Annotated in this window: 17 protein-coding genes; 6 read left to right on the top strand and 11 right to left on the bottom strand. The window is 44.3% G+C overall.

Annotated elements, in window-relative coordinates:
- Window positions 1-16 precede the first annotated feature (16 nt).
- Window positions 17-1,294: an LssY C-terminal domain-containing protein gene (locus CHJ_RS13940; protein ID WP_317917949.1), complete on the bottom strand. Its 1,278-nt coding sequence runs from the start codon at window positions 1,292-1,294 to the stop codon at window positions 17-19.
- A gap of 218 nt (window positions 1,295-1,512) precedes the next feature.
- On the opposite strand from CHJ_RS13940, the gene ompR reads away from it, so the two are divergent.
- Window positions 1,513-2,232: a two-component system response regulator OmpR gene (gene ompR, locus CHJ_RS13935; RefSeq protein WP_171752797.1), complete on the top strand. Its 720-nt coding sequence runs from the start codon at window positions 1,513-1,515 to the stop codon at window positions 2,230-2,232.
- 54 nt (window positions 2,233-2,286) lie between these two features.
- Window positions 2,287-3,597: a two-component system sensor histidine kinase EnvZ gene (envZ, locus tag CHJ_RS13930; RefSeq protein ID WP_317917948.1), complete on the top strand. Its 1,311-nt coding sequence runs from the start codon at window positions 2,287-2,289 to the stop codon at window positions 3,595-3,597.
- Window positions 3,598-3,681: 84 nt separating this feature from the next.
- Here envZ and recG read toward each other — a convergent pair whose 3' ends face one another.
- Window positions 3,682-5,760 carry an ATP-dependent DNA helicase RecG gene (gene recG, locus CHJ_RS13925; RefSeq protein ID WP_317917947.1) on the bottom strand — a complete coding sequence of 693 codons (2,079 nt, stop codon included), beginning with the start codon at window positions 5,758-5,760 and terminating at the stop codon, window positions 3,682-3,684.
- Window positions 5,761-5,997: 237 nt separating this feature from the next.
- Here recG and queD point away from each other — a divergent pair, with 237 nt between their 5' ends.
- The gene (queD, locus tag CHJ_RS13920) at window positions 5,998-6,357 is read left to right on the top strand and encodes a 6-carboxytetrahydropterin synthase QueD (RefSeq protein WP_171752794.1); all 360 of its coding nucleotides are present in this window, start codon (window positions 5,998-6,000) and stop codon (window positions 6,355-6,357) included.
- Complete coding sequence (gene queE / locus CHJ_RS13915) at window positions 6,351-7,046, top strand: 7-carboxy-7-deazaguanine synthase QueE (RefSeq protein WP_317917946.1); 696 nt, start codon at window positions 6,351-6,353, stop codon at window positions 7,044-7,046. Before queD ends, queE begins: the two co-directional genes overlap by 7 nt.
- Before the next feature lie 75 nt (window positions 7,047-7,121).
- Here the strand turns inward: queE and accC are convergent, their stop codons facing one another.
- The 6 genes from accC to CHJ_RS13885 all read right to left on the bottom strand — a co-directional run bounded on the left by accC (window position 7,122) and on the right by CHJ_RS13885 (window position 14,421).
- A complete protein-coding gene (gene accC / locus CHJ_RS13910; RefSeq protein ID WP_171752792.1) occupies window positions 7,122-8,465 on the bottom strand; it encodes an acetyl-CoA carboxylase biotin carboxylase subunit in 1,344 nt (447 codons plus the stop codon).
- 15 nt (window positions 8,466-8,480) lie between these two features.
- Window positions 8,481-8,933: an acetyl-CoA carboxylase biotin carboxyl carrier protein gene (gene accB, locus CHJ_RS13905; RefSeq protein WP_171752791.1), complete on the bottom strand. Its 453-nt coding sequence runs from the start codon at window positions 8,931-8,933 to the stop codon at window positions 8,481-8,483.
- 67 nt (window positions 8,934-9,000) lie between these two features.
- Entirely contained in the window at window positions 9,001-9,453 is a 453-nt protein-coding gene (aroQ, locus tag CHJ_RS13900) for a type II 3-dehydroquinate dehydratase (protein ID WP_171752790.1), read from the bottom strand.
- Window positions 9,454-9,792: 339 nt separating this feature from the next.
- Window positions 9,793-11,733 carry an acetate--CoA ligase gene (gene acs, locus CHJ_RS13895; RefSeq protein WP_171752789.1) on the bottom strand — a complete coding sequence of 647 codons (1,941 nt, stop codon included), beginning with the start codon at window positions 11,731-11,733 and terminating at the stop codon, window positions 9,793-9,795.
- Window positions 11,734-11,934: 201 nt separating this feature from the next.
- Window positions 11,935-12,570 carry a 3'-5' exonuclease gene (locus CHJ_RS13890; protein WP_171752788.1) on the bottom strand — a complete coding sequence of 212 codons (636 nt, stop codon included), beginning with the start codon at window positions 12,568-12,570 and terminating at the stop codon, window positions 11,935-11,937.
- 24 nt (window positions 12,571-12,594) lie between these two features.
- On the bottom strand, window positions 12,595-14,421 hold the full coding sequence (locus CHJ_RS13885; protein WP_317917945.1) for a putative nucleotidyltransferase substrate binding domain-containing protein: 1,827 nt from the start codon (window positions 14,419-14,421) through the stop codon (window positions 12,595-12,597).
- Window positions 14,422-14,631: 210 nt separating this feature from the next.
- On the opposite strand from CHJ_RS13885, the gene CHJ_RS13880 reads away from it, so the two are divergent.
- Window positions 14,632-15,798: a 3-phenylpropionate MFS transporter gene (locus CHJ_RS13880; protein WP_317917944.1), complete on the top strand. Its 1,167-nt coding sequence runs from the start codon at window positions 14,632-14,634 to the stop codon at window positions 15,796-15,798.
- A gap of 3 nt (window positions 15,799-15,801) precedes the next feature.
- Here the strand turns inward: CHJ_RS13880 and CHJ_RS13875 are convergent, their stop codons facing one another.
- A complete protein-coding gene (locus CHJ_RS13875; RefSeq protein WP_317917943.1) occupies window positions 15,802-15,975 on the bottom strand; it encodes a hypothetical protein in 174 nt (57 codons plus the stop codon).
- Window positions 15,976-16,036: 61 nt separating this feature from the next.
- Between CHJ_RS13875 and CHJ_RS13870 the strand changes: the two genes are divergently transcribed.
- Window positions 16,037-19,468, top strand: coding sequence for a PAS domain-containing hybrid sensor histidine kinase/response regulator (locus CHJ_RS13870; RefSeq protein WP_317917942.1), 3,432 nt, complete (start codon window positions 16,037-16,039; stop codon window positions 19,466-19,468).
- A gap of 25 nt (window positions 19,469-19,493) precedes the next feature.
- Here the strand turns inward: CHJ_RS13870 and CHJ_RS13865 are convergent, their stop codons facing one another.
- Window positions 19,494-19,643: a hypothetical protein gene (locus tag CHJ_RS13865; RefSeq protein ID WP_171752784.1), complete on the bottom strand. Its 150-nt coding sequence runs from the start codon at window positions 19,641-19,643 to the stop codon at window positions 19,494-19,496.
- 129 nt (window positions 19,644-19,772) lie between these two features.
- Window positions 19,773-20,792: a hypothetical protein gene (locus CHJ_RS13860; protein WP_317917941.1), complete on the bottom strand. Its 1,020-nt coding sequence runs from the start codon at window positions 20,790-20,792 to the stop codon at window positions 19,773-19,775.
- Between the last annotated feature and the right edge of the window lie 52 nt (window positions 20,793-20,844).

Raw genomic sequence — 20,844 nt, 5'->3', positions numbered from 1 at the left:
TGTTTACCTCCCTTATTTATTGGCTAAGGGCAAGGGAGGTGGGCGTGTCATTTATTACCAGTATGTGGCCATCGGTAAAATAGTCGAGTTGTTGGCTTGGTGGTATAGGGTGCCCAATAGCAACCAACTCTGAAAAGTGAGTGGTTAGACTGGTTTTGATTTGCATAGCGAGTTTGTCGCGTTGTTCATCCACATCAGGATCAATACTGTGCAAAATAGTGAGCATGCCAAGGTAGGGAGTAATTTTAAGTCCATTGTCGTAGCTTATGGCCCCCAGCCATATTGGCTGGTTTGAAGTGGCATCAATCCCTGCATTCCACCAGCGAATATGGCTGCGATGTAATAAATTGCCGGGTAACTGATAGGCCAGCTGTTGAGGTTGATCTTGCCAAAATAGATCCGAAACAGGTGGGGTGTTTGCCATTAGCAGCGCAATGTAATCTGTCCATCCAATATCGTGCCGAGAGAAGGTTTTATTTTCTATCCAACCTAGTCTGTTCATCAATGGTGCAGGTGAGGCACCAATAAAAATAACATTGATCGCTTGTGCGTCATCATTTATTGATGGAGACGGGTAAGCCTTAAAGCTAATTTGTTCAGTTTGCAACGAGATCGTTGCGTTATTGCTGCTGGGTTGAAAGTCATCAGCAGACCAAAAAAAGTAGTTGTAGTTAGCGCTCAACATTCCAAGTAAAAAAATGGAGAAGCTTTTTAACGCAATATTGCGGTACTTGTATTTTATGCCGACATAAAGAAACAGTCCGGCGGCGAATAGAGCGAGTAAACTATACTGGTGGGCGAGTAAAAATGTTTTAACCTTGCTTAACGCGGCAACATTATCTACTCCATAAGAGAGCAAATACCCCCATACAATAAACTGTCCCACACCAAGTATCAGACCTATAGAAGAATAAACGGTAAATCGTCGCCAGCGAATGCCATTGGTGCCAGCCATAAAAGGCACGACCCAAGCGACAGGGCCGAGTAGCCTTGCAAATAAGAGAACATAGTTACCTTTTTTGACCATTAACAGTCGGCATTTGGCCATGGTGCGGCGTAGTTTTGGTTGCCAGTTAATCAGTTTTTTACTGCCTTTTCGGCCGTATTTTTTACCTATTTGATAACTGAGTTGGTCACCTAAAAAACCACCTAACAGGACTGAGAATACCGCCAGATAACTGCCTTGATGCAATTGATAACCGGCAGCAATTAAAAATGGTTCTCCCGGTACAATTAAATTGGGTCCTATCAGCGCATCTAAAAATGCGCCTAGAAAAAGGCTAACTTGGCTCACAACAGTACTCTCAACAGTAAAGTAAGATATTTAGGATGCATTGGAAATAGGGTGAGTATAGTGGTGGCGACTTAATGGTTTATGAGCCACTTATTCAGTTTGAGTTCATAATTGACACAAATTTTAACAATTGTTTTCATGATTTTTACTAAACAAATGTGATATTTGAGTATGCTTTTTAGTGCTATAACCATTAACTGAGTGATGGAAGAGTTTGAATGCAAGAGAATAATAAAATTTTAGTTGTAGATGATGACGTAAGATTACGCTCATTACTTGAACGTTATTTTTCCGAGCAAGAGTTTCAGGTTCGGGGTGTGGCTAATGCAGAACAGATGGATCGCTTATTGCAGCGTGAAAATTTTAATTTGATGGTATTGGATTTGATGCTTCCCGGTGAAGATGGCTTATCAATCTGTCGGCGACTAAGAAAAGCAGGGAATACTATTCCTATTGTTATGCTGACTGCGAAAGGTGATGAAGCTGATCGTATTCTCGGCTTGGATCAGGGAGCAGATGATTACTTGCCTAAGCCATTCAACCCTAGAGAGTTGTTATCGAGAGTCAATGCTGTACTTCGTCGTCAAGTCGTCGAGGTGCCGGGTGCCCCAAGCAGTGATGGTGAGTATGTCGAGTTTGGTGATTTTCGGTTGGATCTTGGCACCAGAGAGATGTTCCGTGGTGATGAGGCTATGCCATTAACGTCTGGTGAGTATGCTGTTCTTAAAGCCTTGGTTAATAATCCGCGTGAAGCGATGTCCAGAGACAAGCTAATGAATATGGCCAGAGGACGAGAATATTCAGCAATGGAACGTTCCATTGATGTTCAAATCTCTCGATTACGCAGAATGGTAGAGGAAGATCCCAGTCATCCACGCTATATTCAAACAGTATGGGGATTAGGTTATGTTTTTGTCCCTGACGGAAAAGATGTTTAAATTGATTTGATCACAGCCCCGAGCTCTACCCTCGGGGTTTTATTTGAGGCCACTATGCCATTTAAGAGCTCCCGCACTCGAGCAATTGTACTGTTTGTATTCGTGCTTATCGCCAGCCAGATTTTTTCGTACTTCACCGTTATAAATTACGCTTTATTGCCTAGTATTCAGCAGTTTAACCAAATACTTTCCTATGAAGTAAAACTGATGCTGGTAGAAGACGTTGAGTTAGAGAAAGGGGTTTATCTGGAAGCGCCTTCTAAACGAAAACTGTTGGAGAAACTGGGAGTAACGGCTCATGTAAGTAGTGAGCCCATTCATCTGGAGTTTGATCGTGCTACCAGCATCGACTTTTTAAGTGAAGAGATGAGTGAGTATCTTGATACCCCAACAGAAGTAAGGCTGGCCAGTGGTAAAGAGAGTTATATTTTATGGTTGAAATTAGATGCCTTACCCGATTTATTGCTGAGAGTCCCCCTATCTGAACTGCAACAAAAAGAGTTTATTCTGTTGTTTTTTAATAGCTTATTTATGGCTGTGATTATTTTTATTGGTGGCTGGCTATTTATTCGAGCTCAAAATAGGCCATTAATGAGTTTAGTTAACGCGGCAAATATGGTGGGAAGAGGGGAGGTCCCTCCTCCAATTAAAGAGAGGGGAGCCAGTGAGATTAAAGCGGTGAGTCAGGCTTTTAATCAAATGTCAGAAGGTATTCAACGGCTAGAAGATGACAAAGGTTTATTAATGGCAGGTATCAGCCATGATCTGCGTACTCCATTAACGCGTATTCGTCTGGCAACAGAAATGATGGAGACCAAAGATGACTACTTGGTTGAAGGCATTATTCAAGATACAGAAGAGTGTAATGAAATCATCAATCAATTTATGGATTACTTAAAACCTGCCAACTTGGCAGATTTTCAAAGTGTCGATGTGAATGAACAGATAAAAGGGGTTGTGTCTGCAACCGCGACAGACAATAAACTGGACATCCACCTTGATTTGATGGAACACGACAGCACGATTCAGGCTTGCCCGACCGCAATTAGGCGCGCCATCACCAACTTAGTTGTTAATGCTTCACGGTATGGGGAAGGGTGGATAAAAGTCTCATCGGGGAGAACCGCGGATAACCATTTTATTTGGATCAGTGTCGAAGACAATGGCCCCGGTATTGAGCCTAGCCAAGTCGGAAAACTGATGGAACCTTTTACTCGAGGAGATAGTGCCAGAGGCAGTGAAGGTACTGGGCTGGGTTTAGCCATTGTTAAGCGCATAATACGCCATCACTCTGGCGCCATATCTTTTAATAATCGCCATGATGGAGGGCTCAAAGCCCAAATCAGTTTTCCAGCCGGTAAGTAACCTCAGCTCGGGAGAATTGAAGCCGCTCACTGAGGTGCTCAATACTTTAGTGATTCAAGCTTTAGTGAGTGAGATTTTGCAGAGTTAGGCTTTGGCGAATATATCTCGTTCGCCTAACCAACGTTCAATAATAGCGTGAGCGTTTTTAGGGTAATTATCGTGAATATAACGTGCCATTTTTTGGATCTCAGGAATAAGTTGCTGATCTCTTACTAAGTCGGCAATTTTAAAATCCGCCAGGCCAGTCTGTTTTGTTCCGAGTAATTCACCCGGTCCTCGTATTTCTAGGTCTCTCTGCGCAATGATAAAGCCGTCGTTACTCTCCCTTAATACTCCAAGGCGCTTTTGTGCTGTCTTTGATAGTGGTGCGTGATAGAGAAGCACGCAATGGCTGGCAATTTGCCCCCGACCTACTCGGCCTCTCAACTGATGCAATTGCGCCAAGCCAAGACGTTCTGGGTTCTCTATGATCATCAAACTGGCGTTAGGGACATCCACACCAACTTCAATCACGGTAGTAGCAACTAACAGGTGCAATTGGTTCTCTTTAAATTGCTGCATGACCGCTTGTTTTTCGGCTGGTTTCATACGGCCATGTACTAAGCCAATACGTAACTCTGGCAAGCTTCGCTGCAACTCTTCCGCGGTATCTGCGGCAGCTTGTGCTTCTAACACTTCGGACTCATCAATTAAGGTACATACCCAATAGGCTTGTTTACCTTCATTCAGGCAAGCATTTTTAACGCGTTCAATGATATCTTGCCGTTTGGTATCAGGGATCGCCACCGTTTGTATCGGCGTACGTCCCGGCGGTAACTCATCAATTACAGACGTTTCTAAATCCGCGTAAGCGGTCATTGCCAGTGTCCGTGGAATAGGAGTGGCGGTCATTATTAACTGGTGAGGGAATGCTCCTTGAGCTTCTCCTTTCTCTCTCAGCATGAGGCGTTGATGAACACCAAAGCGATGCTGTTCATCAATGATTACCAATGCCAGATGGTTAAACTCTACATGTTGCTGAAACAGTGCATGAGTACCAACTACCATTTGCGCCTCACCAGTGGCGATTCGTGATAACTGCTGCTGTTTGTTTTTTCCAGTGAGTTTTCCTGCAAGCCATCCCACACAAATCCCCATAGGTTCTAACCACTGAGTAAAGTTTACAGCGTGCTGTTCTGCAAGCAGTTCTGTCGGAGCCATTAATGCAACTTGGTAACCCTGTTCGATCGCTTGTAAGGCTGCTAATGCCGCCACTAAGGTTTTTCCTGAACCTACATCTCCTTGCACCAAGCGCATCATTGGGTGAGGCTTGCTTAGGTCTTCTTGTATCTCTTTGACCACACGGGTTTGCGCGGCGGTTGGAGTAAAGGGCAATTGAGAGAGTAACTGCTGTTGATACCGTTGAGCATAAGGCAATGCAATGGCGTTATCTTGTTGGCCTTTGCTGCGCACCGCAAGCATAGATAGGTTTTGTGCCAACAGCTCCTCAATAATCAGCCGTCTTTGCGAGGGTGTTTTTGCTAAATCAAAATCGTCTAAGTTGGTGGTGGATGGAGGCCGATGAATGTGGTGTAACGCCTCTGCCAAGGTTAATTGACGATCGTATAAGCCAGAAGGCAATAACTCTTCGACCGCGACTTTATCCAATAGGGCTAATGCCTGCTCCGTTAAATTACGTAAGGTGAGCTGCCTTAACCCATCTGTGGTGGGATAAACCGGTGTTAGGTTCTGTTCGCTCGCGGGGGATTTCTCACCATGAAGAAAGGTGTAATCTGGATGGGCAATCTCTAGCCCATAGTTACCACGCTTAACTTCACCGTAAGCTTGAACTTGTTTACCTTGAGCAAAGTTGTTTTTCATTGCTGCGGTAAAGTTGAAAAACCGCAAGGTAACCGTACCGTTGCCATCGCTAATTTTTACCGTCAACATTTTTCGGCGGCCAAAAATAGTATCAACAGCCATGACTTCGCCCTGAACGGCGGCCCACAAACCGTGGTGAAGTTGGGCTATGGGATAAATGCGGGTGCGGTCTTCATAACGAGAGGGTAGGTGAAACAAAAGGTCTTGAACCGAGTTAACGCCTATTTTGCTCAACTTCTCTGCGACTTTCGCCCCGACACCTGATAGTGAAGTAACAGAAATTGTAGATAAAAGTTGCGCCATAACAAACTCGGTTTTAAATGTGATATCAGAGACATTCAAGCATTTAACTGTCTATTTGTACAGGGAATCATGAATAAAAGCGCCATGTTCAAGTGACTTGTTCTAAGGAGATGAAATGATAGACTGTGTGGGCTTTTATAAGCCCTGTCGTAGCACCAGGTTAAAAACAGACTCACTCTGATATTCAGTGGTGAGTTTTTGTGCTGCATTGTTAATTATCTATAGGACAATGCACTTATGTATCGAATTAGTAAATCGTTTCAGTTTTGCGCTTCTCATCAGTTACGCAACTTACCGGAAGATCATCCTTGTACCCGTCTGCACGGTCACAACTATAAAGTTGTGGTTGAGTTGGCAGCAGAGACTCTAAATGAAAGCGGCTTTGTTCGTGATTATCGCCAATTATCTGATCTAAAAAATTACATTGATGAGCATTTGGATCATCGTCACCTAAATGATGTGTTGGGTGATGACAACACCACAGCAGAACAGTTAGCAAAGCACCTGTTTGATTGGTGTTATGCACGATGGCCTGAAGTTTGTGCGGTGAGTGTATCTGAAACAGAAAAAACGTGGGCAGAGTATCGACCATGTTAATCATCTCTGAAATTTTTGGCCCGACAATTCAAGGGGAAGGAAGCGCAATAGGCACACCGACCATTTTTGTTCGTACCGCAGGGTGTGATTTTCGTTGTGGTTGGTGTGACACCCTTTATGCGGTGGATAATCACTATCGTTCTCAGTGGGTAGAAATGAGCGCGGATGAGGTGATGGCAAAAGTGGTCGCACTAAGTGACGGTAAACCCCTTTTGATTACCTTATCGGGCGGGAATCCAGCTACGCAGGATCTTTCTCAGCTTATTAAGTTGGGTAAAGAAAAAGGCTATAGCTTTGCTTTAGAGACGCAAGGAAGTGTTGCGGCGCCTTGGTTTTCGATGCTTGACCAGATTACTTTTAGCCCCAAGCCTCCGTCGAGTAAAATGAAATTTATTCGAGAACGTTTTGAGCATTGCTTAATTAGTGCCGGTGATGTTGAGGTGAGTATTAAAATAGTCATTGCTGAGGATATGGATCTGCAATGGGTGAGTGATATTCGTGATCGCTATGTGGATATTCCGATTTACTTGCAACCGTGCAATACGGATCTAGACGGTGAGGCAGATATAGCAAAGTTAACAGAGAAAACCAGAACCTTAGTGGAAGAAGTGACCAAGCGGCGCTGGTTTGATGTAAAAGTGTTGCCACAGTTGCATGTGTATTTATGGGGCAATGAATCTGGGGTTTAATTAAGCCTAGTTTGAGAGCAGAACGCGAAAAAAAAACGGCCTCAATTGAGGCCGTTTTTAGTGAATAGCAGTTTCTTATTGAAGACCAAGTTTCTTCTCAAGGTAGTGGATATTTGCGCCACCGTGTTGGAAGTTTTCGTCATTCATAATTTCTTGCTGCAGCGGCACGTTAGTTTTAATGCCTTCAACAATCATTTCACTCAGTGCGTTCTTCATACGAGCAATCGCCACATCGCGATTTTCACCAAAGGTGATTAGCTTGCCGATCATTGAATCGTAATGAGGTGGAACCGTATAGCCCGTGTAGATATGAGATTCCCAGCGAACTCCCATTCCACCCGGAGCATGGAAACGGTTGATTGTTCCCGGACAAGGTAAGAAACGTTCAGGATCTTCGGCGTTGATTCGGCATTCAACCGCGTGGCCACGGATCTTAATATCGTCTTGAGTAAAGGAGAGGGGTTGTCCTGCTGCAACACGAAGTTGCTCTTTGATTAGGTCAACGCCAGTCACCATTTCTGTAACAGGGTGCTCTACCTGAATACGAGTATTCATTTCAATAAAGTAGAACTCGCCGTTTTCATATAAGAACTCAAACGTACCAGCACCACGATAACCGATTTCTAAACAAGCACGGGTACAGCGTTCACCGATGTATTTACGCATTTCTGCGGTAATACCCGGAGCAGGTGCTTCTTCAACGACTTTTTGGTGACGACGTTGCATTGAACAGTCACGCTCACCAAGGTGAATTGCACCACCTTGACCATCGGCAATCACTTGAACTTCAACGTGACGAGGGTTTTCTAGGAATTTCTCCATATAAACCACATCGTTGTTGAAGGCTGCTTTAGCTTCTGCACGAGTCATAGCAATTGCTTCAACTAGTTCAGGTTCGCTGCGAACAACACGCATACCACGACCGCCGCCGCCGCCAGATGCTTTGATAATGACTGGGTAGCCAATACGTTTAGCGTGGGCTTTGTTTAGTTCTGCATTGTCATCTAATGGACCATCAGAACCCGGTACACAAGGAACGCCTGCTTTTTTCATTGACGTAATAGCAGATACTTTATCGCCCATGATGCGAATCGTTTCGGCTTTCGGGCCGACAAAGATAAATCCGCTGCGCTCTACTTGTTCAGCAAAGTCGGCATTTTCAGATAGAAAGCCATAACCAGGGTGAATAGCGATAGCGCCAGTTACCTCAGCTGCTGAAATAATACGTGGGATGTTTAAATAACTGTCGATCCCTTTTGCTGGACCGATACAGATAGCTTCGTCGGCAAGCAATACGTGTTTTAGGTCTCTGTCTGCCGTTGAGTGAACGGCAACCGTTTTGATCCCTAACTCTTTACATGCGCGAAGAATACGAAGTGCAATTTCACCTCGGTTCGCGATGACTAATTTATCTAGCATATTGGCTAACCTCTATTATTCGATAACAACAAGTGGTTGATCGAATTCTACGGTTGCACCGTCATCAACAAGAATAGCGGTAACCACACCTGATTTGTCCGCTTCAATTTGGTTCATCATTTTCATTGCTTCAACGATACATAATGTGTCGCCAGCAGAAATAGATTGACCAACTTCAACGAAGGCTTTCGCTTCAGGGCTTGGAGAACGGTAGAAAGTACCTACCATTGGAGAAAGAACTTTATGGCCCGCAGGTTCAGCTGGAACCGGTGCTGCTGCTTCTACTGGTGCCGCTGCAGGTGCCGCAGGCGCTGCTGCTACAGGTGCTGCTGTATATTGAACGGCAGCCGCTGGTGCGTTGCTGTATCGATTGATTCGTACTGACTCTTCACCTTCAGAAATCTCAAGCTCAGCAATGCCAGACTCTTCAACCAGTTCGATTAGCTTCTTTATTTTACGAATATCCATCTTTTCTTTCTCTTTATCTGTTAAACGTTTCTCGCTACTTATGACAGAGCGAAACGATATTAGTTCTTTATGAGTTTGACTGAAGCTGATTAATCGCTGCAGTCAATGCGAATTGGTAACCTTGGGCACCCAGTCCACAAATTACGCCCACTGCCTTATCTGAAAGGTATGAGTGGTGGCGAAATGGTTCACGTGCATGAACGTTGGACAAGTGCACTTCAATAAATGGGATTGCGACCCCAAGTAAAGCGTCCCTCAAAGCAACACTGGTATGGGTAAATGCTGCCGGATTAATAATGATAAAATCGATGTTATCCCGAGCGTCGTGTATCGCTTCGATCAGCTCATACTCTCGGTTTGATTGAAGATGTTGCAGCTCTGCACCCGCTTGTTGAGCATGATTAGATAGGTCTGCGACAATCTGTTCCAGAGTCTGAGAACCATAATGACCCGGCTCTCTAACACCTAACAGGTTAAGATTTGGCCCATTTAAGAGCAGAATGCGTAACTTTGCTGTCATCTTGGAGTTATCTTCCTTTAACGTGGCTACAAATTAGAATGTTCTAATTATTTGCGAGCAAATGTGTTTTTTCCAGTCAAAATTCAGTCAATCATCGTTTTAGACTCCGATTATAGTTAATTCACAGCAAATAGCAGCAATTTACTGGTCTAATCTCCATGGTTGAGTTTTTTGATTTGTAACCGGGTTAACACTTTTGACAATCAATGAGGCTGAAAAACGGTGTTTATGTCGCCAATTGCGAGTGAAGTAATGGGAAAATGACAAGAGAAGTGAAAATGGAGAAAGTAAAAACCGCCACAATTGCGGCGGTTTAATGGAGTAAAGTGCGTTCGCGAGCTACGACATCTCTGCTTTTTCTGCGATCAGTTTGTCGACAACGCTTGGATCTGCCAGTGTGGAGGTGTCTCCAAGATTACCTGTATCTCCGGTTGCAATTTTACGAAGAATACGACGCATAATTTTACCGGAACGAGTTTTTGGTAAGGAATCGGTCCAATGCAAAACATCTGGGGTAGCGATTGGGCCAATCTCTTTACGAACCCACTCTTTTACCTCTTTATGAAGTTCTGCACTTGGGAACTCGCCATCATTAAGGGTGATGTAAGCGTAAATGGCCTGACCTTTGATGTCATGAGGTACACCAACAATTGCCGCCTCGGCGATCTTATCAAACGCCACGAGTGCTGATTCGATCTCTGCTGTACCCATACGGTGTCCAGAAACGTTTAGTACGTCATCGACACGTCCGGTGATCCAGTAGTAGCCATCTTCATCACGTCGCGCACCATCTCCGGTAAAGTACATGCCTTTAAACGTCGAGAAGTATGTCTGTTCGAAGCGGTCGTGATCACCATATACGGTACGCATCTGTCCCGGCCATGAGTCCAAAATCACTAGGTTACCTTCGGTAGCTCCGTCAACGATGTTACCCATGTTGTCTACTAGCGCGGGTTGTACACCAAAGAAAGGACGAGTCGCTGAGCCCGGTTTTAGTTCTGTCGCACCCGGTAACGGAGTAATTAGGATTCCACCCGTTTCGGTTTGCCACCATGTGTCGACAATCGGTGATTTTTCGTTGCCAATGGTTTTGTAGTACCACTCCCACGCTTCAGGGTTAATAGGTTCACCTACTGAGCCCATAATGCGTAAGCTGTCTCGGCTGGTGCCTTCGATCGCTTCATTGCCTTTCGCCATTAGTGCACGAATAGCCGTTGGAGCGGTATAAAGAATAGACACTTTGTGTTTATCTACCACTTCACTCATGCGGTTAGTATTTGGATAGTTAGGGACACCTTCAAATAAGATGGTTTTTGCACCATTAGCCAATGGACCATAAACCAAGTAGGTGTGTCCGGTAATCCAGCCCACATCGGCGGTACACCAGAAGGTATCCTCTGGATGGTAGTCGAAGACGTACTTAAAGGTCATGGCCGCATAAACTAGGTAACCGCCGGTGGTATGGAGTACCCCTTTTGGCTTGCCTGTAGAGCCAGACGTATAAAGAATAAAGAGTGGATCTTCTGCTTTCATCTCTTCTGGTGGGCAGTTGTCCGATACATTAGCAACCGCTTCGTGCCACCAAACATCGCGATGTTCATGCCAAGCTACATCGGCACCTGTACGTTTAAAGACCAAAACTTTAGAGATGTTTTTGATTTCAGGATTAGTTAACGCTTCATCAACATTTTTCTTGAGTGGAACCGCACGTCCTGCACGAATACCTTCATCAGCTGTGATGACCACTTTCGCGTTGGAGTCGATAATACGGCCCGATAAAGCTTCCGGAGAAAAACCGCCAAACACCACGGTATGTACCGCACCAATGCGGGTACATGCCAACATAGCAACTGCGGCTTCAGGCACCATTGGCATATAAAGACAAACGACATCGCCTTTGTTTACGCCCGCTTCTTTCAATGCATTAGAGAAACGACAGACTTTTTCATGCAGTTGGTTAAATGTGATGCTTTCATCTTCTTCTGGATCGTCGCCTTCCCAGATAATGGCAACGTCATCACCTTTATCCGCTAAATGACGGTCGATACAGTTTGCCGATACATTCAACGTGCCATCTTCAAACCATTTTATACCAACATGGCCGGGGTCGAATGAACTGTTTTTAACTTGGCTGAATGGTTTTATCCAATCGACGATCTTGCCGTGTTCACCCCAAAAAGATTCAGGGTCACTAACGGACTGTTGGTACATTGATAAATAGGTGTCGTTGTCAACGTGGGTCTGAGCCTTGATATTTTCTTTGACCGGATACACACTCATTGCTTCTCTCCTTGTGATTCAGCAAACTTCCGTTGAGTTTATTTTATTGGGCTTTTGACTATCAGAGGCGTGGTTTTGCACACCTTTGTTATGTTCTTGTATAAGCATAGTCGCTTTTAGTGATGTAACTGTCGGTTATAGCGGGTGTTTTCTCAATTAGACTTTAGGATAAATTAGCAGCTTAGCTGACCAGTGAGTGAGCTAACGCAAATAGGCCGATGTCAGTGCGGGTAAATCACCATAGGTAAGCCGGACATAAACCAAAGCCGCGGATATCGCATCCTGCAATGCGTCATGTTTATTATCCTGTTCCGGTAGATCTAAATGTTTGCAAATGGCGTCTAAGCTCAGGTCAAAATAGGCGTTAGGTAAATGACGTTCTAGCTTTTCATGATAAATGTGGCTGACTTCGACTAATTGGTTTGGCAAAGGAAAACCAAAGTGTTTTTGACAAGCGATATCGAGAATAGTCTTGTCGTAGCGAATGTGGTAACCCACTAATGGACGGTTGCCGATAAATTTTAGCAGAGCGCTAATGGCGTCTTTTTCACTCATACCATCTATCAGGTCTTGGTGACGAATACGATGGATCCTTACGGAGCCTGAATCTAAGGATTGCGGTGCGCGTAAACGGACATAGAAAGGTTGGCTGGTGATGATTCTATTGTCGATGATTTTTGTCGCAGCAATGGTCACCAGCTCTGCCCGAAGGGGGTCTAAGCTGGTGGTTTCACAGTCTAATGATACATACTCTTTATGATCGCAAGGCAAAAATAGAGGCTGATAGGGTGAGCCTTTAAGTTTGTAATGCCACCACTTTCTTGATAGCCAGTTCATATCTACTACTTAAGACCTATAGGCCTAATCTCTGATTTGATAGTGGTAACCAAGCCACTGTTTAAATTTCTTGACCACGTGCAAACTATGACGAAGAAGATCTCGTTCAGTTCTGTCTAGCAGTTTGAGGTCTATTTTATTGTGACTGTGCTGTTGTGATAGCTGTTGCGCTAAGCGAAGTTTAAAAAACAGTTTTAGTGCTTCGGTTAAGTTGTCTGCGGTTTCCTGCTCCAGAACTTTGTGTTTTTGTAGCGCTTCTATTCTTTCAAAGGTGTTGTTCTCTTTTAGGCTGTTTTCTAGCGCAAGAGCCCGGACGCCATGAACAATTGGGAAGATCCCCCCTTGTTTTAGATCCACTCCTGACTTGGAAGCTTTCACATTACCAAACAGTGTTAGCGGAATAGAGAAGTTGAGTGCTGGTCGGGTGAACTCGGTTAAAATAAGTTCCTGATTGGCCATTAAGGTGATGAGGTGTTGCTTGATTGGTGCCAGTAGAGAGTGGTTTCCTGCCACCGCGTGAGCATCGGCCACGATGGCAATTTTCATTACCTGCTCTGCATGTGCTTTGTTCACCCATGCAGATAAAGTTTTCTTCCAGTTGCTTTCTGACTTAACCCATGTTGGGTTATTGACCATTACTTTCCCGGGACACAGAGGGTAACCTAACTGCTGCAAAACATGCGTTAAGTTATTCATCGTCTGTTCCATTTCTGGCCAGTTAAAGCCATTTTTTACGATCAGGGCGTTATCTTGGTCGGTTTTTAGAATTTGTTCGCCTCGACCTTCGGAGCCGAGAACAACCAAACATATCTGTTCTCTTACTGCGGGTGGAATAGTCAGTTCGAAGGCTTTCTCGATAATTTGTTCATTAACGGCAGAGATTAACTCCATGATAAATCGAGTTCGGATGCCATTTCCTAACAGGCTGTCGACCAGTTGTCTCTGTTTGTTTGCCGCTAGAGCGAGCTCTTCTATGCTGGTGGCTCGGGCGATACTTAAAGTCAGTACATGGGAGTGAGTAGAGAAAGCACTGAGTATCTGCGTCATATCTAGCATGCCAACGGCGTCATTGCCATCGCAAACCATCACTCGTTTCATGCGGTTTTTGGTCATGGTGATCATGGCGTTAAACAGGAAGTCACCATCATCAACATGGAACACTGGAAAAGTGGCGATATCACCAACTTGTGTATCAAGAGGGTGATTGTCTAGCATGACGGCGTGCAGCATATTAGTGCGGGTTACGATTCCGTATGGATGTTGGTTGGGTTGATTGAGAATACGAGGATCATTGTCGTCCAGTCTCACTAGTGCGGCATCAATGCCGTTCTCTTTTAGTTGTTTCGTGACATCAATAAGTGGCAGCGTTGGTTGCAGTATTAATGGTGGATGATATATCGAGTTATCCACCTTGGTGAGAATAAACTCCGCTAAGTTTTGCTGCTGCTGAGCCGCTTCAATCAGCTCTTGTCGCTTAGCGAGGTTATTGTCGAAGTAAGCCGCAAATTCGCCATTAGCGCTATAAAGATCTAGGAATACTTTTTTTGGTAAAAGGTAGGAAAGGGTATCTTCTAAGGCGATGTATTTATGCTTATTTAAGTCGTCGAATTGAGAACGTACATCAAAAATATCATCGTTGGCATAGTGAGCAAATATTTCGCTGTCGTCAGCAGAGCGTTCTTCAACGGCCCCTTTAATGAGGATAAACAGGTATTCACTTTTTGCACCAGACTTTAATATCGTCTCTGTTTCACGATAGTAGGCCACGTCCAGTGAAGAGCGTAGTAGTTTTTGTTGATCTTCCAGTAGCCGATCAAATGGTGGCGACTGCATATTAAATTTGTCAGGCATAGCTCGATAAGTACCAGTGAAATAACCTTACTGTAAGTCTGACTAATTTGCTGTTTTCATCCAGACGACTTTGGTCTAATACGCCATTTTTTTTGTAACAAACATGAATGAGTTAGGAGGAAATAAAATAACTCAACAATTTCCTTTTTTGCGAGAGATAAGCACTGCATAATATGCGCGACAATTCTTATCTCAAAGTTCAGGTTTATTATGTTCTCTCCGACCCCTTATGGCTGGATTTCACAGTACTTTATTGGCTTCTTTTTTGCCTATGGGGTGTATATTCCGTTTTGGGCGCTTTGGTTTGAAGACCAAGGTGTATCAGCGGGAGATATTGGCCTACTTATGGGGATAGCGTTTGGCGCCCGTTGCGTTGCCAACCTAGTGCTAACACCAAGATTACATAAGGTAGAGTATCTGCTTCCCGCGATTCGTTGGCTAAGCTTTTTGTCGGTAATCTTTATCTGGTTCCATTTTTTTACCGGTGGAAACTTCTGGCTGATGGCATTAGCCACCATTCTATTTAATGCTTGTTGTGGTCCTGCAATTCCGCTGTCTGATGCAATGGCTAACTACTACTCCAAGATGAAGATGCTCGATTACGGTCGGACGCGCTTATGGGGGTCAATTGCCTTTATAGCCGGCTCCACCGTAGTGGGTTATCTGGTTTCTCTCTATGGCACAGATATGATTGTGCATACGGCATTGGCTGGTACTGCAGTCGGTCTGCTTTTGGCGATGAGAACGCCGACACCAGCACCAATTACAACCGATGAAGAGAGCAGTGAACGACCAAAATTAATGGCTCTACTTGCTGATAAAGAAGTGTTGAGATTTATTGTTCTGCTTTCTTTGTTGCACGGTAGTCATGCGGCTTATTACAGTTTCAGTTCGATCTACTGGAAAGGCGCAGGGCACGCAGAAAGCATTATTGGCTATTTATGGAGCCTTGGTGTTATCGCAGAAATTACCGTGTTTGCCACCAGTAAACGCTTGTTCGCTGGTTTGAGTTTACGTACGTTATTTTTGATAGCCTCAGTAGGTGTGATCGTCCGATGGAGCCTGACGGCATTAACGACCGAGTTGTGGGTGCTGGCTTTCGTACAGATGCTGCATGGTGTGACTTTTGCTGCGGCGCATATCGCTGCGATTCAATATATTCAGCGAGCAAGAGAGAGCGAGGTTGTGCCACTTCAAGCCCTCTATAATGCCATTCCAATGGGCGCGTTTACCGCCTTAATGACGGCATTAACCGGCTGGGGATATGAGTTATATGGTGCCAATGTTTTTTGGGGCATGGCGGCAATGGGGGTGATGGCTCTATTTGTCAAGGTGGAGAAGAACAGTTCTTTGACCGAAGCGAAAATGTCGAGTTAGCGCTTATGTCTGTAAAATAGCAATGATGATTAAAGCATGGTGAATGTTGTCTGACTTCCCATGCTTTTTTTTGGTTACTTTCTCCTGCCTGATATTCTCTTTTCTAAACTGACCTGTATTAAATTTCTCTGTTTTAAGGATCTCATTTAACGTCAGCCTTGCTGCAACTTGAAACATTTTGGGTATACACTAACTGGCGAGATTCCAATATCTCGGTTTTTTATATAAGGATATATAAATGCAAGGTTGGCTGGTTGTTCCCGTTACGCTCACTTATCTCGGGATTCTGTTTCTTATTGCTTGGTACGGAGATAGGCAAACCAAGTGGTTGTCTAATTGGCGCCCTTGGATTTATAGCCTTTCCATTGCCGTCTATTGTACCTCTTGGACATTTTACGGCACCGTGGGGCAAGCCAGTAGCAACCCATGGTCTTTTTTACCCATTTATATCGCCCCGATAATTGTGTTCGCTTTTGGCTGGCGGATACTGGCGCGGCTAATTCTTATTGCTAAGCGTGAACATATCACCTCTATTGCTGACTTTATTGCCGCCAGATATGGGAAATCCCAAGGGTTAGCCGTCACTGTGACCCTTATTGCTGTCGTCGGAATTTTACCTTACATCGCCCTTCAGCTTAGGGGTATTACCATGGGGCTTGATATCCTCGCCCCGGATTTGAATAGCCAATTGGGTTATCAAGACAGTCATATATCATGGTTTGTGGTTGGGGCTTTGGCGGTCTTTACCATGTTGTTTGGCACGCGACACATTGATAACACGGAGCATCATCGAGGCATGATGATGGCTGTTGCGTTTGAGTCAATTGTTAAACTTATGGCGTTTTTGGTGGTGGGGTTATTCATTGTTTACCTTGCGATAAGCCGTTCAGAGATTAAGTTGATTGATATGGCGATTGAAAGTTATCAGTCGCCAAATATACCGGGATTGGTTATTCATACCCTGTTAACCATGGCCGCGATCATCTGTTTGCCAAGGCAGTTCCACACCATGGTGGTGGAGAATGAGAGAGCGCAAGACCTGCATGTTGCGAGAAAGGTGTTTCCAGCTTACTTGATTATGATGGGGTTATTTGTTCTGCCTATATCATGGGTTGGACAGAGCTTGTTATCTGGTAGTCCGGCAGACACCTATGTGATCAGTTTGCCTTTGGCATTTGGCGCTGACGATATTGCGTTATTGGCCTTTTTAGGTGGCACATCGGCGGCGAGTGGTATGGTGATTGTTTCCACCATCGCATTGGCCATTATGGTCTCTAATGATCTTGTTTTACCTCTTCTGCTACGTCGGATGCGCCTTTCTCAGCGAACCCATCTCCACTTTTCCGGTTTACTACTTAATATTCGTCGAGCATTAATATTACTTATCTTATTTGGTGCTTGGGGTTTTTACATGGCGCTGGATAGCATTCGATCATTATCGGTTATTGGCTTGCTCTCTTTTGCTGCAATTGCACAGTTTGCCCCGTCATTGATTGGTGGAATGTACTGGAGACTAGGAAATAAAAAAGGGGTTTATGTTGGTCTGTTAGCTGGCTTTACCATCTGGCTTGTTACCTTGATGAGCCAGACTGATATGCTAGCGGGGGATTCTGGCAGTAATTTATTGTTGTGGTTGATACAGCCACCAGAGCTGTTAGCCAGCTGGTCGTTAACCGATTCTGATTGGGGAATGGCGCTAAGCCTGCTCATCAATGCGTTCTGCTATATCACCATTTCTCTGGTTACTAGAGCCAGTTTAAGTGAACGCTTACAGTCGGCAGCATTTGTAGGTACCCCATTACCTGAAAGTGAAAATGTCAGTCTCTATCAAAGTCGAGTCACTGTGGCTGAGCTAGAAATGCTGGCATCTCGTTTTGTAGGTCGACCCAGAGCGCGCTTATCATTTAATAATTTTTGGCGTCAGCAAAACAAAACACTGCTTCCTAATCAGCAAGCTTCTTCTGGGTTAATTCGTCATACAGAACGATTGCTCGCTGGTGTGTTTGGTGCCTCATCTGCGAAGTTGGTACTTACTTCTGCATTGAAGGGTAAAAACATGCAGTTGGAAGAAGTGGCAACCATAGTGGATGAAGCATCCGAACTGTATGACTTTAGTCGGGGTCTGCTACAAGGGGCGATTGAGCATATTAGCCAAGGTATTACCGTGGTGGACAAGCAGTTGAGAATGGTTGCTTGGAACCAAAGGTATCTTGAAATGTTTGAATTTCCGGCGGGTCTAGTACAAGTCGGACGACCGATAGCTGATGTGATTAGGCACAATGCTGAGCAAGGTTTGTGTGGCCCCGGTGATCCTGAAGAACATGTAAGAAAAAGGGTCTATCACTTAGAGTGTGGCACTCAGCATACTTCTTCCCGAACCTATCCTGATGGACGGGTTATTGAGGTGCAAGGTAATCCGATGCCTGGTGGTGGCTTTGTTATGAGCTTTACCGATATCACGGTATTTCGTCAGGCAGAAAAGGCATTAAAAGAAGCCAATGAGAACTTAGAAAGTAGAGTTTTAGAGCGAACGAAAGAGTTGGAAGAGCTGAACAAAAGGTTGGTTTCTGCTACTCAAAACGCCAATACAGAGTCACAGTCTAAAACCCGTTTTCTCGCCGCGGTGAGCCATGATCTTATGCAGCCATTAAACGCAGCACGTCTTTTTGCTTCTTCACTCTCTGAAACCGCAAAGGAATCAGAAACTAAGAAACTGTCAGGCCATATTGAAAGCGCACTTGGCGCGGCTGAAGAGTTGATTGGTGATCTGCTTGATATCTCCCGCCTAGAATCAGGAAAGCTTGAAACCAATATTAAGAATTTTTCAATTGATGAAGTATTGCATAATCTCAATGCAGAATTTAGCGCACTGGCAAAGCAGCAGCAAATCGATTTTCACATGGTGCCCTCCAAACTGATCGTTAATTCTGATGCCAAGTTACTCCGGCGAGTACTGCAAAACTTTTTAACTAATGCGTTTCGTTATAACCCGAGAGGAAAAGTATTGCTCGGGGCGAGACGTGTGAACGGTGACGTTAGAATCGAGGTATGGGATAACGGCAAGGGGATCGTTCCAGAAAAGCAGACCGAAATTTTTGAAGAATTTACCCGGGGAGATCCAAGCCATGTGTCACAGGGATTGGGGATAGGCTTGGCAATATCTAGAGGGATAGCGCGAGTATTAGAACATCAGATTGGATTACGTTCATGGCCAGAAGAGGGGACGGTATTTTCTATCACCTTATCTCGTGGTAGCGCGTTACCAGAGTTATTGGAGGTCACTCCTCAACCTGTTAGCCCACCATTGCAACATGTAAAAGTGCTCTGTGTAGATAACGAGCTGGATATCTTACTTGGAATGCGTAACTTGTTAGAACGCTGGGGCTGTGAGGTAAAAACCGCTCAAGATCTGGTTGAGAGCATGAAGATACTTGAGCATGAGTGGGTTCCTGATGTTATTTTCTCTGATTATCGACTGGATTATGACCGAACTGGATTAGAGGTGCTACAACAGTGTCGTTTAAGGTTAGGAGATAACTTTGAAGGGGTTATTATCAGTGCCGATAGAACAGAAGATATGTTAAGCGCCATCAAATCTAATGGCTTTAGCTTTATTGCTAAACCTGTCAAACCGTTAAAACTACGAGCGGTGTTGAATCGAGTGAGTTGATTCTTATGGTGTGTAGAATCTAGCGTCAAAAGGAAACATAACCATTAGAGATAAGCTCTATATTACTGAGCTTAAGTCGCTGCTGTTTATTATCATAGGTAAATTGAGATTCAATCAGTACTAGATCGATAAATACCACTAGAAATAGAAACAGAACCAAAACAAGTTTTATCATCTTATTATTACCATGGATCAGTTAGGGTTAGACAATCAAAGCCACACCTAAAGAAGAGGTAGCATTCGAGCGTGTTGTGACTCCAATGCTAACCTTGCTATTCTCTCTGTTTTTTGTGACTAAGAGTCTCTAGTTGTTGCCGCGAGAAGTGCAACTGGCGTAGTAGGGTCTGCCTGTTGTTATCACTTTTTCATTTAGAACTCCGTTGACTTTTACCGCGATTGCACCAGTAATTGGTGCTACAGTTTTGGTGTGGTAGTGGTTTTCCGCTGGCCAACCATAGTTGGCTCGTAACGCGCCTCTGTAGGAGACTAAATTGGCAAGTTCGGGTGCTGTTACTCTATCCCAGTTCTTTTTTCCTGCGAACTCTATTTCATTCAGATAATTACACCATAGCTCATATTGTCCTCCGTCAAAATTGTCAGGATAACCTTGGAAGAATCGGGCAAAGTTCGTTAATCCTGCTGGGGTATAGCCAATTTCACTATCTTCTCCTGAATAAGTTTTATATGGGCGTGGGACCGCGGGATCTGAACTGTGAACTGGGGTAAAACCAGCTTGTGCATTAATAAATACTATACTTGGATTTGAGGTAAACCAGTTTCCGCGATCATCGCTGATGAGTTTCATGCAGCCATCTTTAGCATTGGTCAAGTTGTTATCATTTATTTGGCTACCACAAACACCAGCATTGATAGTGCCTGCATCACTGCTATCTAGCACGTTTAGGTCATATGCTGGACTTCTTATGCCGGTATGCTCATTAGAGTCTGCAAATAGTTGTACGGATCCGGATGCCATTCCTTGTACTAAGTTGCCAGTGACGGACGCAACGGTATTGTTACTACTGCTTATCGTGACTTTATTCGTTAGGTCGTAATCAAGCCCGTCATCAAATGCACCGATTACTTTTAATCTTAGTGATGAGTTGACAAACATTTCTTGAGGGGATGTCACGACAGTGCCGTAATCATGCGGCACGATAGTTAAGCTATGTAAGTTTGCTGTTGCTGGGGGGCGAACGACGGGTGGAGGGGCTGTAATTTCTGAGGCGGAATTATTAGGATTGGAAAACGCATCTTCATTATTACAGCCAGTAATAATAAAGAGTGAGCTAATCAATAGCGTTACAAATGAATATATTTTCATTGGGAAGACCTAAATATTAAAAGCATTTAAAGGATGTGGATGTATAAGTGTA

It is taken from the genome of Vibrio sp. MACH09 (genome assembly GCF_033238805.1).
Taxonomy (GTDB): domain Bacteria; phylum Pseudomonadota; class Gammaproteobacteria; order Enterobacterales; family Vibrionaceae; genus Vibrio.
This window is presented reverse-complemented; position numbering and strand designations above follow the sequence as displayed.